12 protein-coding genes and 1 tRNA gene are annotated in these 12483 nt (G+C 60.9%); 8 read left to right on the top strand and 5 right to left on the bottom strand.

Annotated features, from left to right (window positions below; translation table 11 throughout):
- The first annotated feature begins 265 nt into the window (after window positions 1-265).
- Window positions 266-1312, top strand: a complete 1047-nt coding sequence (locus ACT6VE_RS14005; RefSeq protein WP_444799189.1) for a threonine aldolase family protein — start codon at window positions 266-268, stop codon at window positions 1310-1312.
- Between the two features lie 206 nt (window positions 1313-1518).
- On the opposite strand, the gene ACT6VE_RS14000 is transcribed toward ACT6VE_RS14005, so the two are convergent.
- Window positions 1519-1980, bottom strand: a complete 462-nt coding sequence (locus ACT6VE_RS14000) for an Hsp20 family protein (protein ID WP_444799188.1) — start codon at window positions 1978-1980, stop codon at window positions 1519-1521.
- A 225-nt stretch (window positions 1981-2205) separates the two neighbouring features.
- Here ACT6VE_RS14000 and ACT6VE_RS13995 point away from each other — a divergent pair, with 225 nt between their 5' ends.
- Complete coding sequence (locus ACT6VE_RS13995) at window positions 2206-2739, top strand: GNAT family N-acetyltransferase (RefSeq protein ID WP_444799187.1); 534 nt, start codon at window positions 2206-2208, stop codon at window positions 2737-2739.
- A 281-nt stretch (window positions 2740-3020) separates the two neighbouring features.
- The gene (locus tag ACT6VE_RS13990) at window positions 3021-3983 is read left to right on the top strand and encodes an alpha/beta fold hydrolase (protein ID WP_069061151.1); all 963 of its coding nucleotides are present in this window, start codon (window positions 3021-3023) and stop codon (window positions 3981-3983) included.
- 6 nt (window positions 3984-3989) lie between these two features.
- Here the strand turns inward: ACT6VE_RS13990 and hisN are convergent, their stop codons facing one another.
- Window positions 3990-4763, bottom strand: a complete 774-nt coding sequence (hisN, locus tag ACT6VE_RS13985) for a histidinol-phosphatase (protein WP_444799186.1) — start codon at window positions 4761-4763, stop codon at window positions 3990-3992.
- Window positions 4764-5033: 270 nt separating this feature from the next.
- Window positions 5034-5918 carry an N-formylglutamate amidohydrolase gene (locus tag ACT6VE_RS13980; protein WP_444799185.1) on the bottom strand — a complete coding sequence of 295 codons (885 nt, stop codon included), beginning with the start codon at window positions 5916-5918 and terminating at the stop codon, window positions 5034-5036.
- Window positions 5919-6110: 192 nt separating this feature from the next.
- On the opposite strand from ACT6VE_RS13980, the gene cpdR1 reads away from it, so the two are divergent.
- From cpdR1 to ACT6VE_RS13965, 3 genes are all read left to right on the top strand, one after another.
- On the top strand, window positions 6111-6473 hold the full coding sequence (cpdR1, locus tag ACT6VE_RS13975) for a response regulator CpdR1 (protein ID WP_069061148.1): 363 nt from the start codon (window positions 6111-6113) through the stop codon (window positions 6471-6473).
- A gap of 94 nt (window positions 6474-6567) precedes the next feature.
- A tRNA-Val gene (locus tag ACT6VE_RS13970) sits at window positions 6568-6642 on the top strand.
- Window positions 6643-6887: 245 nt separating this feature from the next.
- Window positions 6888-7043, top strand: a complete 156-nt coding sequence (locus ACT6VE_RS13965; RefSeq protein ID WP_444799184.1) for a hypothetical protein — start codon at window positions 6888-6890, stop codon at window positions 7041-7043.
- A gap of 292 nt (window positions 7044-7335) precedes the next feature.
- Here ACT6VE_RS13965 and ACT6VE_RS13960 read toward each other — a convergent pair whose 3' ends face one another.
- Window positions 7336-8157, bottom strand: a complete 822-nt coding sequence (locus ACT6VE_RS13960) for a Hint domain-containing protein (RefSeq protein WP_444799183.1) — start codon at window positions 8155-8157, stop codon at window positions 7336-7338.
- Window positions 8158-8976: 819 nt separating this feature from the next.
- On the opposite strand from ACT6VE_RS13960, the gene ACT6VE_RS13955 reads away from it, so the two are divergent.
- Window positions 8977-9951, top strand: a complete 975-nt coding sequence (locus ACT6VE_RS13955; RefSeq protein ID WP_444799182.1) for a M10 family metallopeptidase C-terminal domain-containing protein — start codon at window positions 8977-8979, stop codon at window positions 9949-9951.
- Between the two features lie 153 nt (window positions 9952-10104).
- On the opposite strand, the gene ACT6VE_RS13950 is transcribed toward ACT6VE_RS13955, so the two are convergent.
- Entirely contained in the window at window positions 10105-10512 is a 408-nt protein-coding gene (locus ACT6VE_RS13950) for a hypothetical protein (protein ID WP_444799181.1), read from the bottom strand.
- A 341-nt stretch (window positions 10513-10853) separates the two neighbouring features.
- Between ACT6VE_RS13950 and ACT6VE_RS13945 the strand changes: the two genes are divergently transcribed.
- The gene (locus ACT6VE_RS13945; protein WP_444799180.1) at window positions 10854-12338 is read left to right on the top strand and encodes a nucleobase:cation symporter-2 family protein; all 1485 of its coding nucleotides are present in this window, start codon (window positions 10854-10856) and stop codon (window positions 12336-12338) included.
- Window positions 12339-12483: the final 145 nt, after the last annotated feature.

Below are 12483 nucleotides of genomic sequence, written 5' to 3'. Positions count from 1 at the left end.
TAGGACAGCAACACTGTCCTATTTCATGTGTTCTATGCCAGAAACACCTTGGCCCTGCAAGGCCATCATGCCAAATAATCACCATGCCATGAAGAAAAATTGCCCGCGCCGTCGAAGGCTTGAAATTAAATTACGACACTTCGACGTTTTGTTTCCGTTCCTTTCATTCTTCGGGAGGATGGCGCTCTTCGCCGATTCCGGCGATTGATCGCCATCATTTCTCCATTATGGTCCCTCGAAGACCCATTTTCGCATTGGAAACCGCATGTTTTTCGCTTCCGACAACTGGGCAGGCGCCCATCCCGACATCGCAAAGAGCCTGGTCGATGCGGCCGGCGGCTTTGCCTCCGCCTATGGTACCAGTGATCTCGACAAGCGTGTGGAAAAGACGTTTTCCGAAATTTTCGAGCGCGACGTCGCGGTGTTCTTCGTCGGCACCGGCACCGCGGCGAATTCGCTGGCGCTCGCCAGCTTCAACCGCCCCGGCGGGCAGGTTTTCTGCCACCGCGAAGCGCATGTGAATGTCGACGAATGCAATGCGCCGGAATTCTTCGCGACCGGCGCCAAGCTCGTACCGATCGACGGTCAGGCGGGCAAACTTTCGCCGCAGGCGCTCGCCGCTGCGATCGGCCGCTTCCCACCGGATTTCGTGCATGGCGGACAGCCGATGGCCGTCACCATAACGCAGGCGACGGAAGCCGGCACCGCCTATACGCTGGACGAAATCGCCGCCCTCTCCGACGTCACGAAGAAGGCCAACCTGCCGCTGCATATGGATGGCGCGCGTTTCGCCAACGCGCTTACCCATCTCGGCACGACGCCGGCAGACATGACCTGGAAACGCGGCGTCGACATCCTGTCCTTCGGCGGCACGAAGAACGGCTGCTGGTGCGCGGAGGCCCTGGTGCTCTTCGATCCGGGCAAGGCGCAGCAGATGCATTTCCTGCGCAAGCGCTCGGCCCAGCTTTTCTCAAAATCCCGCTTCATCGCCGCGCAGTTCGACGCCTATTTCCGCGATGGCCTGTGGCTCACCCTCGCCCGCCACTCCAACGGCATGGCAGCCCACCTCGCCGCCGGCTTCGCCACGTCCGACAAAGCCCGCCTCGCCTGGCCGACCGGCTCGAACGAGCTGTTCGCCATCATCCGGAACGATGCGATGAAGGCCTTGCAGGACAAGGGCGCGGTCTTCTACGACTGGCCGGCCGGCCCGGACGTGAAGGCGACCATGCGCGACGACGAGACCCTGATCCGCCTCGTCACCAGCTTCGCCACCACCGAAGCGGATGTCGATAATTTTCTCTCGGCGCTTTGAAAGAATAGACGTGCAGTAGAGGCCCCCTCATCCGACCCTTCGGGCCACCTTCTCCCCGGGGGGAGAAGGGATAAAGGATGCAACGTCTCCGCTTTCCCCTTCTCCCCCCGGGGAGAAGGTGCCGGCAGGCGGATGAGGGGGGCTTCAACAACAAAAAAGGCGGTGCCTTGCGGCACCGCCCTTCTTCATTCCAAACGAAGCAGAGATTAGCTGGTCTGCGCTTCAATCTGCTTGGCTTCGCGGTTGACGGCTGCAATCTCGATACGGCGCGGCTTGGCAGCTTCCGGAATTTCGCGCAGGAGATCGATGTGGAGAAGGCCGTTCTTCAACGAAGCGGCGCGCACTTCCACATGATCGGCGAGCTGGAAGCGGCGCTCGAAGGCGCGCTTGGCAATGCCGCGGTAAAGAAACTGGGTTTCCTCGGCCGTTTCGTCCTTCTTCTCGCCCTTGACGGTCAGCGCATGTTCGCGCGCTTCGATCGACAGTTCACTTTCGTCGAAGCCGGCAACCGCCATGGTGATGCGATAGGTGGTCTCGCCGGTGCGCTCGATGTTGTAGGGCGGATAGCTCGGGGCCTGCTCGGGCTGGCCGAGGCTGTCGAGCATGGTGAAGAGACGGTCGAAACCAACGGTGGAACGGTAGAGGGGGGAGAAATCGACGTGACGCATGGTGTCCTCCTTCAGAGCAACGGTTGCGATCTTTCTGAAGGCTGCCCCTGATTTCCGAAGGTGCAGCCCGGTTGACCGGTCCCCGACCCTTTTTGGCGACGGAGACCTCGACGGACCCTTTCGGCGCCCGTGAGGATGAGATGGGAATGCCGTTTTCGCTGTTCAAGGGGGCAAACAACGGGCGAATCAGAACATATTTGCCGTGCGACGGAGGGATGCTCGAAAATGACTGTTTTGCAGACGACGCAGTTGACGCTCAGTCCCTGCTGCCCGCGTGACCGCACTGACTTCATGGCGCTTGAACGCGATCCGGAGGTGATGCGCTTTCTCAACGGTGGACACGCCGTAAACCACCAGGAGATCGATCCGAACGCAACGTTCCTTATGCCGAGGGGAACGGAGCCCTATGTCTGGACGGCGCGCCGCACCACGAACGACGCGTTCGTCGGCTGGTTTTGCCTGTGGCCGGAAAGCGAGACCCTCGCCGAACTCGGCTACCGCCTGCATAGGGCGGATTGGGGTCAGGGACTGGCCTCGGAAGGGGCGTCTGCACTTGTCGACTGGGGATTCAGGAGCGGTGGATACGAGAAGGTCGTCGCGACCACGATGGCGATAAACCAGGCGTCGCGCCACGTCATGGAAAAGATCGGCATGCACCACGCACGCACGGTCTCCGTCGACTGGCCCGACCCCATTCCCGGCAGCGAGCACGGCGAGGTTTGGTACGAGGTGACGCGCGAGCAATGGATCGGCGGTTAACCGCTCCCCCACCTTAGCAGCGATCGTCCCGAATTCTTTACGGATGAACGCCGGATGAACGATGGCTTCGGACAGCGTTCAGCTTGCCCTTGCTAAAACCGCAGCATCGGAAGCGAAAACTTTCGACGACTGGGGTGTAACGTCCCTTCCTCCCCGGTCAAATTGCGCCGGACTGCATGTGTTGTACCCCCGTGCCGCATGCAGCCGGCTTTTTTCTTTGACGGCTCAAGGGCGAGCGCCTATCCATCAATCATCGACGCCTGCCGAGACCTCATCGCCCGATGGATTCCATCCTGCACGCCACCGCCGACAATCCCGTTCCGGAAAACCACGTCGCGGGTTTCCTGGAAGGTCGCGGCGGCGTGAAAATCCGCTATGCCGTGTTCCGCTCGAAGGAACGCCAGGCGAAGGGCACGGTCGTGCTGCTGCAGGGTCGCAGCGAGTGCATCGAGAAATATTTCGAGACGATCAACGACCTCACCGCCCGCGGCCTCTGGGTCGCGACATTCGACTGGCGCGGCCAGGCCGGTTCCGACCGGCTCATCACCGGCAGCCGGGCGGGCCATGTCGCGCGCTTTGCCGATTACGAGGCCGACCTCTCGCTCTTCCTTGAAAAGATCGTGCTGCCGGACGCCCGTCTGCCCTTCTTCATCGTCGCGCATTCCACCGGCGCGCTCGTCGCGCTTTCACAGGCACCGGCACTGGAAAACCGCATCGAGCGCATGGTTCTCGCCGCACCCTTCGTAGCGCTTGCCGGGCAATCGATGAGCCAGCGCAAGATCGCGATCATCGCGCGCCTCGCCTCGCTCACCGGCCTTGGCAACCACACCTTCCGCAAGGGCGACCCGACATTCGATTTCGCCAACAACGTCGTGACGTCCGACGCGCGCCGCTTTGCCCGCAACGCCGCCATCTACGCCGAACATCCCGAGCTTTCGATCAGCTGGCCGAGCGCGCGCTGGCTGAACGAGACGATCGCGACCATGGCCCGCGTGACGCATCAGGACCACCTGACACGCATTCGCATCCCCACGCTGCTACTGTGCCCGACGGCCGACATCCTCGTCCCGCGCAAGGCGATCGGCAATCTCGCACGCATCTTCCGCGCCGCCCGCCTCATAGAGATCGACGGCGCACGCCATGAGCTCTTTCAGGAAGCCGACCGGTTCCGCGCGCAGGCGCTTGCCGCAATCGAGGCCTTCATTCCGGGAAGTGACGCCGAGGAAACCGGCCTCGGCGCCTGAGTTGAATCAGCCCCTGAGAAGCGCCATCGCCTCGTCATAGACCTTGCGGCTGCCGGCCGCGATGATCTCGCCGCCCATTTCCGCCGGACCGCCGTCCCAATTGGTGATGATACCGCCCGCCTGCTCGACGACCGGAATGAGGCCGCCGACGTCATAGGGCTTCAATCCGCATTCGACCACGAGGTCGATATGGCCGGCGGCGAGCAGCGCATAGGCGTAGCAGTCGCAGCCGTAGCGGAAGAGCCGCACCTTGTCCTGCACCGCCTCATAGCGGGTCTTGGCCGTATCGGTGAAGAGATGTGGCGAGGTGGTGAACATGATCGCGTCCGACAGGCTGTTGCACGGCCGCGTGGAGAGCGTCTTGGCCCCATCCGGCCCGGCATAGTGCGAGACCTTGCCGTCCGCAAAGTAGCGTTCCCCCGTGAAGGGCTGGTCGATCAGGCCCATGATCGCCTCGCCATTGCGATAGAGCCCGATCAGCGTACCCCAGACCGGCACGCCGGAAATGAAGGCGCGCGTGCCGTCGATCGGGTCGATGACCCAGACATATTCGCGGTCAAGACCAACCGAACCGTGCTCTTCGCCGAGGATGCCATGGTTGGGAAAATGCTGCTCGATCAGCACGCGGATTGCGGCTTCCGCCGCGCGGTCGCCCTCCGTCACCGGATCGAAACCGGAAGCCTCCTTGTTGACGACATCGGCACCAACGCGGAAACGCGGCAGGGTTTCTTGCCTTGCAGCATCGGCAAGGCGGTCGAAGAAGGCGCGATCAGGCAACATGGGGATCTCTCGGAGGGACTGTGAATGTCATTGACATACTGCATTGGCCCCGAAAACGGAACCGCAATGCGCATCGGCACGAAGAAGTGCCCACGCAAGAAAATTGCTTAACGGATCGCAAATTTATTCCGCAGTTGCGCTTGACACTTGTGCAGCGCAATATTACTCTTTTCTTACAGTCACTCGTGGCTGTAAATACCCTCCTTGGGTGTTTCCTCCCTAGACTTGAACCGCGCCACAAGCGCGGTTTTTTTTGAGAGGAAACCGGGCCTATTCGGCCGCCAGTGCCCGGTCCGCGGCATAATCCTCTACATGGTCGGAAAAATCCTGCAGGAACGCGGCAATCGCCGTCTGCAGCACCGCGAAATCCGGCTTCTTGGCAAGCGTCGTCTCATCGACGTAGAGGCCGCGGTTTACCTCGATCTGCAGCGCGTGCAGCCCCTTGGCCGGCCGCCCATAGTGCTCGGTGATGAAGCCGCCCGCATAGGGCTTGTTGCGCACGACGGAAAAACCCATGTCCTCGAGAAGCCGCATCGCGGTGCGCGACAGTTCGCCCGAGGCGCTGGTGCCATAGCGGTCGCCGATGATGAAATCCGGCCGCAACCCCGAGCCGGACACCCGGATATTGCCCGGCATGGAATGGCAATCGATCAGCACCGAGAAACCGAACATCACATGCGTGCGCACGACAAGTCGGCGCAGGCACGCGTGATAGGGCTTGTAGACCGTCTCGACCCGCTCCAGCGCCTCCTCGACGGGAAAGCGATGTCTATAGATTTCCATGTTCTCGGCCACGACCCTCGGCACCGTGCCAAGCCCGCCGGCAACCCGGATCGAGCTGATATTGGCGTAAGACGGCAGAGAGCCTTCGAACATGCGCGGATCGAGTTCGTAGGGCTCGCGGTTGACGTCGAGCCAGGCGCGCGGGAAATGCGCAATCAGCATCGGCGCGCCGAGCGCGGGTGCCACCGAAAACAGCTCGTCGACATAATGATCTTCCGACCGGCGGATGCCGAGCGCATCGAGGCGTGACTGATCGAGGAAGCCCTGTGGATAACGCCGCCCGCTGTGTGGCGAGTTGAAGACGAGGGGCACGCTCTGCGAAACCGGCTCCAGCACTTCGAAGTGGCTGTTTTCGCTCAGAGCCTCCGCCATTGCCGTCCTTTACCATGCCTCGAAATCATTACGTCGTTCATGTTGCCAGCGGCCTCACCCCGTGTCCATACTGAGAAACGAGGGATAAGGCCTTGCCATGCCCCATTCACCGGATATTTACCGGAATACGATCTCTTAACAGAACCGCCCGTTCGCGGGCAGACACCCTTTTAGCAATGGTTCCCGAATTCCATGACCCCCAAGATTCTCCTCGCTGAAGACGACAACGACATGCGCCGCTTTCTGGTGAAGGCGCTCGAAAAGGCGGGCTACCAGGTGCTGTCTTACGACAACGGCGCCAGCGCCTATGACCGGCTTCGCGAAGAACCCTTCTCGCTGCTCCTCACCGATATCGTGATGCCGGAGATGGACGGCATCGAGCTGGCACGCCGCGCCACCGAGCTCGATCCGGACCTCAAGGTGATGTTCATCACCGGCTTCGCCGCCGTCGCGCTCAACCCGGATTCCAAGGCCCCGAAGGACGCAAAGGTCCTCTCCAAGCCCTTCCACCTGCGTGATCTCGTCGACGAGGTCAACAAGATGCTGGCCGCCTAAGCCCCGGAAAAGACCACAAAATCGGCGCGTAAAAAAAGCTAAAAAAGCCTATTGACGCCGCCAGATGTTTTGTGGTCTATGCGGCTCATCGGATGGGCGTGTAGCTCAGCGGGAGAGCACTACGTTGACATCGTAGGGGTCACAGGTTCAATCCCTGTCACGCCCACCATCCGGTTTCTTGCAAGGCCCTGTATCCACGGGGCCTTTTGCATTTCTAGGCCACCGAAAATCCCGCACCAACCGCCCTTTTGCGCCCATTGTTTCCATTGTGAAACCTGGCGCGGCACCCTCACCTTTTCATCGCTTCGCAAGCGGTTTTTGACACTGAGAATCAGCTTTTCCCAGGCCATTTAAGCCCACTACATATTGCCCGGTAGGTTCAGTGAATCTGAGCCCAATTTTCGGGAGGTTCAGATGACAGCGACCAAGATTGTGGTGCTTGCAGCATTCAACAAAAATGATGAGGGGGATTTGGTGGCGGCCTTCGATCCGCGCCAGATCGACACGGAAGAGCGCGCGGTGCGCGAGGCAAAGCTATTGGCGGGGAGCCATGCCGGCGTGTCGGCGTGATGCCGATCCAACCTTGGGGGAATTCGGACCGCCAACGATCCTGTTTCAGGCGGGCGCACTCCCGGAGATGGATTGAGGTGGCATGATGTTCGTCCTTCAACGGTGGTCTCTTGCGAATATCGAAACGAATCGAAGAAAAAACCATCATAGCCTGCATAGCAACCATGGCCTTCTCTGATATCTTCATCCAGCACAGCAATGCACCCGTGCCAGCAATCCGGCTGCCGCAAATGGGGCGGTCTCGAGTCCCCGTGAAACAAGATGTTTGCCGTAGAATCGCCGCGCCTTCTGGTTATGCCCCCGAATGCTCCGCACGCTCGGCTATCCGCTCATAGAGCCGTCTAGCGTGCCCGTATGTCGGGGAAAATCGTGGTGCCGCCAGACGGACCAAGGCCTTCAGATGCTCGCGTCCACCATAGCTGACGGTTGGTGCGAAAGGGACCATGGCAGGCTGCGGATCGTCTGGATAGAGGCGGGCATAGTCCGCAAAATTGGCGAATATCTCATGATTGCCACCCTTGAGCAGCAGCGACTCGGCTGCGACGCCTTCGGCGAACATGCCTTCGTGAGCTTTGAACGCGATATGAAAGTAGTCAAGCGTTTCGACACCTTCCGGCACCGCCTGTGTGATCGAGGTTCCGTTGACGAGATCGGCCGCCTGAATCAGGACGCCGTCGATATACAGCGCATGGCCCGGCGAGACATAAAGATCCCGGTGCGGCGATTTCTCGTCAAGGGCATGGCGAGCGATGCGAACAGGCATCACGCTCCTGCTCCAGTGATGGCCGCTACGCCTGAAGGTGTGATATCCGATCCACTTGATCGGTTTGGCCTTGCCATCCACCGTTTCGACCAGATCACCGATGAGAAGGTCTTCGATGCGTACCTCGCCGGCTGCCGTCCTGATCGAGGTCCCGGCCAGGAAGCACATACCGCCCTGACCACCCCCGTCTTTGTGCCACCATTTGGTTCCCAATGCCTGGGCGACCGAGGGAAGAAACGTTGCCGCCAGGGAACCTATCGCTGCAAGACGGGCACCCGTGGCTACCGACACGCCAAGAAAGTGACGCCTCGCTCGATTAACCCGCATATCAGGCTTCCGATCTACCGACATGGCTACCTCCCTGCTGGCGTTGGCCGCTGCATGTGAATGCTAAGTAGAGCGCAGTTTGCGCGAATTAGCGATTGAGACGAATTGTGAGTAACATTGTTGCCCCACGCAAAATCCGGTGCGGATGGTCGTCTGAAAGGGGGAGAGCCCCATGTGCTTTCGGAGGAGAGCTTAGGACAAATGGCGCAAGGTGACGCCGCCGCTAATACCTGAGACGTAGACTGTCATCGCCGGCTGTATCCGGCAAAGCGCTGACGAAAAGCGCAGGAAACGCGTCATACACTCCATTGATGCAACGCCGCGTAAGGGCTCGTATTTGATCGAAAGCTCCCATGGGAAGGCATTCACAAAGGAGAGCTTCGGAATCTGTTTCAAGGAGAAATACATCGAGTCGGGGGGAAGAAACCCGCGCATGGCCTGCGCAAGCTCAGCGCTAAGCTCCAGCAGAGGGCGGCGCCGGGAGCCGTCAGCTTATGGCTCAGGATGGCTCGACCGGTACTTCACCCAGCTCCTCTCATTCGCCCGCCGGCATCCCTCGTCCCTGGGAGGAACAGGTGACCAGACAACGCTCATTGCAGATGCGATAGCCCTCCACAGAGGAGGCGAGGCGGTCGCATAATTTCATCTCATCGGCACAATAGGCCGCCCCAAAACGGGGCGGCGTCCCATCCGCTTTTGCGCGTCGTACGAATGTAGGGCGGCCTTGGCCGGCTCCGCTCTTTGTTAAGATTAACGCGAACTAGATTTGCCGATTCCTTTCCAGCCGCACGCAGAGGCGCTAGTGCTTCGGCCAGGCGCTTGCTTTAAAAGGATCGGCGGACCATGTCTCGCATCGTAACAGGGACCCAGCTCAACGATACCGTGTACGGTACCGACTTGAACGAGACCTATATGGCGCTTGCCGGCGACGACAAGCTTGTCGTCAGCGGCGGTAACGACTCCATGTATGGCGGCGCAGGGTGGGACACCCTCTCCTATTTCCATTACACGGGCAGCGTGAGCGTGACGCTGAACGGAGAGGGCAAGGGCATTGCGAAGGGCTCGCTCGGCGACGTAAAAAGCCTCTACTCGATCGAAGCCGTGATCCTGAGCAACAGCAACGACCTCGCGCGCGGCGACGCTGGTGCCAACACCTTCTTTGGGCGCGACGGCGACGACAGATTTATCTTCAGCGCGGGCGAAGACACCTTCTATGGTGACGGGGGCTGGGACACCCTCGACTACTTCGACTACAAGGGCAACGCAGTTATAACGCTCAAGGGAGCGGCCGCAGGTACCGCGAAAGGCTCGCTCGGCGACATCCAGCATCTGTACTCTATTGAAGCCGTGATCCTCGGCGCGGGCAACGACATCCTTCGTGGCGATGCAGCCGCCAACACCGTCTGGGGTAACGGCGGCAACGACAGCCTCAATGGAGGAGCGGGTGCGGACAAGCTTTCCGGCGGCGCCGGCGCCGACAAGCTGACCGGCGGGCTTGGCGCCGATCAGTTCATCTTTTCCAGCCTTAGCGATTCGACCCTCTATGCATCCGGTCGGGACTTCATCTTCGACTTCAATCGCAGCCAGGGCGACACGATCGACCTGTCGGCCATCGATGCCAATACGAAGGTTGCCGGCGACCAGGCCTTCACGTTCGTCGGCGAGAAGGCCTTCAGCAACAAGGCCGGTGAGCTACGCTACACCAATGCCAATGGCGATACCTATCTCCACGGCGACGCCAATGGTGACGGCAAGATCGATTTCTCGGTTCGGCTCGACACGACGATCGAGTTTGTCAAAGGCGATTTCATTCTGTGATCTGGACGGGCGGACAAGGCGTGCTCACCCGCCCCGCCTAGCCTCCGATCCGACAGGCGCTTGAATAGGGTGCCTGATAACGCGCTTTGCACACACGAGGCCGATGCCTGCGCCGCATTCCGGTGGCGTCGCATCGTCGGTTAGCACATCGACTCAGCCGTCCGCCGATGCCGCCCAATTCTTCATAGCCGCCTCACCGACGAGACCTCGGGCTTGATCGACGTAGGTCTGGGCAATCGCATCATCCCCCAATAGGCGATAACTTTTCGCCAGGGTGAGTGCGGGCAGCGGTTGCTTGAGGGCAAAGCACCAGCCGAGCGCGACCTTCGAAATGGCGATACTGCGCTCATAGGAGCCGATATCGTAGAGGGCGGCACCGAAGCCGCTCTTGATCCAGTAGTCGATATCGGCCCCCGGCAAATGGGTGTCCGCGTAGTCCGACGCAGCCTCCCAATGCTTCGCCGCCTCGGCATGGTTTCCCTCCGCACCCGCCTCTATGCCCTTCTGCGCCAAAGCCAGGGCTTCGGCTTCACACGGATTTTCCGGTTGTTTTCGGGGCATTCGGGCGCTCCTTCGGTCCATTTCGCGCCGCAGCAGGTGGCTCTGCGGAATGACACATATGCCGTGCAGGAAACAGTTGACGGCGGCAGTTATTTTGCGCTCAAATGATGGTCGGTTCAAGCCGATCCTTACACCGGAAAACGATGCCAACCATGTGAAAAGGCGTTCGAATTCGGCAGACGATCGACGTATGGCGAATGCTCCCCGTCGCACGATTACCCCGGAAATACGTAAAGTGTTTATCGCCTGGCTATGCTTGAAGCGCTCTACCGCGGCGCGAGAGATAGCGCACCCCGTTGGAGGACGGGGCAGGTAAGGTCGACATGATAGGAGGAGTATCCATGAGCGACGCATCCAGCATACATCCGGTGGACGAGAAACTGCCCGTCGGCAGGCTCGCAACGCTGGGCATTCAACATGTTCTCGTCATGTATGGCGGCGCCGTCGCGGTGCCGCTGATCGTCGGGCGGGCCTTGCAGCTCAGCCCGCAGGACGTCGCGTTCCTGATTTCCGCCGACCTTTTCGTCTGCGGTCTCGTCACGATCATCCAGTCGCTCGGCGTCGGCCGCCATGTCGGCATCCGCCTGCCCGTCATGATGGGCGTCACCTTCGCCTCGGTCGGCCCGATGGTCTCCATGGCCACCATGGCCCCGGGCCAGGAGGGCGCCCGCATGATCTTTGGCGCCATCATAGGGGCCGGTTTCCTGGCGCTATTGATCGCGCCGCTGATGGGGCGGCTGCTCCGCTTCTTCCCGCCCGTCGTGACCGGCACGATCATCCTCGTCATCGGCGTGTCGCTGATGCGCGTCGGCATCAACTGGACCTTCGGCAACCCCTTCGGCCCGACCGCCCCCAAGCTGATCAACCCGACGCATGCCGAGTGGCTGGCCCAGATGAAAACGCTCGCCGAGAGCGGCGGCCCGGCGGTTCCGGACGGCTTCGCCATCGCGCCGACCGTCTCCAACCCGATCTATGCCGAACCCAGCCATATCGCCCTTTCGGCGCTGGTGCTCGTCTCCATCCTGCTCATCGCCCGCTTCGGCCGTGGCCTGATCAGCAACATCGCAGTGCTTGCCGGCGTCATCATCGGCTGCCTTGCCGCATCCGTGCTCGGCATGATGCATTTTGACCGCGTGGGTGATGCCGGCTGGTTCGCCGTCGTCACGCCCTTCCGCTTTGGCGTGCCGATCTTCGATCCGGTGCTGATCGCCACCATGACGCTGGTGATGATCGTCGTGATGATCGAATCGACCGGCATGTTCCTCGCGCTTGGTGAAATCACCGACAAGCCGGTGTCCCAGCGGCAGCTGACCGCCGGCCTGCGCGTCGACGGCATCGGCACGATGATCGGCGGCCTGTTCAACACCTTCCCCTATACGAGCTTCTCGCAGAATGTCGGTCTCGTCGGCGTCACCGGCGTCAAGAGCCGCTATGTCTGCGTCGCTGCCGGCGTGATCATGATCGTGCTCGGCCTCATCCCGAAGATGGGCGCGCTGGTGGAAGCCGTGCCGACCTTCGTGCTCGGCGGTGCGGGTCTGGTGATGTTCGGCATGGTCGCGGCGACGGGCGTGCGCATCCTTGGGAATGTCGATTTCAAGACATCGCGCAACAACCTCTTCGTGGTTGCCGTGTCCATCGGCTTCGGCCTCGTCCCGTTGCTCGCGCCGAACTACCTGATGTGGATGCCGCATGCGATCCATCCCATCATCGAATCGGGCATCGTGCTCGCCTCGATTGCCGCCGTGCTGCTGAATGCCTTCTTCAACGGCACGAACTTCGCGCAATCCGACGCCGTCGAAGCGGCACGCCTGGCCGACTCGCACTGAGCCATCCGCTTTCAAACAAACCCGGCTTGCAGATCGCAAGCCGGGTTTTTCCGTGAACAATGTCTGCTCCGGCATTTTCCTGCGGCCGCTTCCGAGGCATAGCAGGGACATGGCAGTTAGAGCGCCAGGAAATGGCGGCTTCGGG

The organism is Shinella sp., assembly GCF_052438155.1.
GTDB lineage: Bacteria > Pseudomonadota > Alphaproteobacteria > Rhizobiales > Rhizobiaceae > Shinella.
The sequence above is the reverse complement of the archived record's forward strand: the minus strand, read 5'-3'. Positions and strand labels throughout refer to the sequence as shown.

What these genes read in the sequence shown, in the direction of transcription:
- ACT6VE_RS13945 (WP_444799180.1), top strand. Translation starts at nt 10,854, where the DNA reads ATGAGCGACGCATCCAGCATACATCCGGTGGACGAGAAACTGCCCGTC.
- ACT6VE_RS13955 (WP_444799182.1), top strand. Translation starts at nt 8,977, where the DNA reads ATGTCTCGCATCGTAACAGGGACCCAGCTCAACGATACCGTGTACGGT.
- ACT6VE_RS13965 (WP_444799184.1), top strand. Translation starts at nt 6,888, where the DNA reads ATGACAGCGACCAAGATTGTGGTGCTTGCAGCATTCAACAAAAATGAT.
- ACT6VE_RS13980 (WP_444799185.1), bottom strand. Translation starts at nt 5,918, where the DNA reads ATGGCGGAGGCTCTGAGCGAAAACAGCCACTTCGAAGTGCTGGAGCCG.
- ACT6VE_RS13960 (WP_444799183.1), bottom strand. Translation starts at nt 8,157, where the DNA reads ATGTCGGTAGATCGGAAGCCTGATATGCGGGTTAATCGAGCGAGGCGT.
- hisN (WP_444799186.1), bottom strand. Translation starts at nt 4,763, where the DNA reads ATGTTGCCTGATCGCGCCTTCTTCGACCGCCTTGCCGATGCTGCAAGG.
- ACT6VE_RS13995 (WP_444799187.1), top strand. Translation starts at nt 2,206, where the DNA reads ATGACTGTTTTGCAGACGACGCAGTTGACGCTCAGTCCCTGCTGCCCG.
- cpdR1 (WP_069061148.1), top strand. Translation starts at nt 6,111, where the DNA reads ATGACCCCCAAGATTCTCCTCGCTGAAGACGACAACGACATGCGCCGC.
- ACT6VE_RS14000 (WP_444799188.1), bottom strand. Translation starts at nt 1,980, where the DNA reads ATGCGTCACGTCGATTTCTCCCCCCTCTACCGTTCCACCGTTGGTTTC.
- ACT6VE_RS13990 (WP_069061151.1), top strand. Translation starts at nt 3,021, where the DNA reads ATGGATTCCATCCTGCACGCCACCGCCGACAATCCCGTTCCGGAAAAC.
- ACT6VE_RS13950 (WP_444799181.1), bottom strand. Translation starts at nt 10,512, where the DNA reads ATGCCCCGAAAACAACCGGAAAATCCGTGTGAAGCCGAAGCCCTGGCT.
- ACT6VE_RS14005 (WP_444799189.1), top strand. Translation starts at nt 266, where the DNA reads ATGTTTTTCGCTTCCGACAACTGGGCAGGCGCCCATCCCGACATCGCA.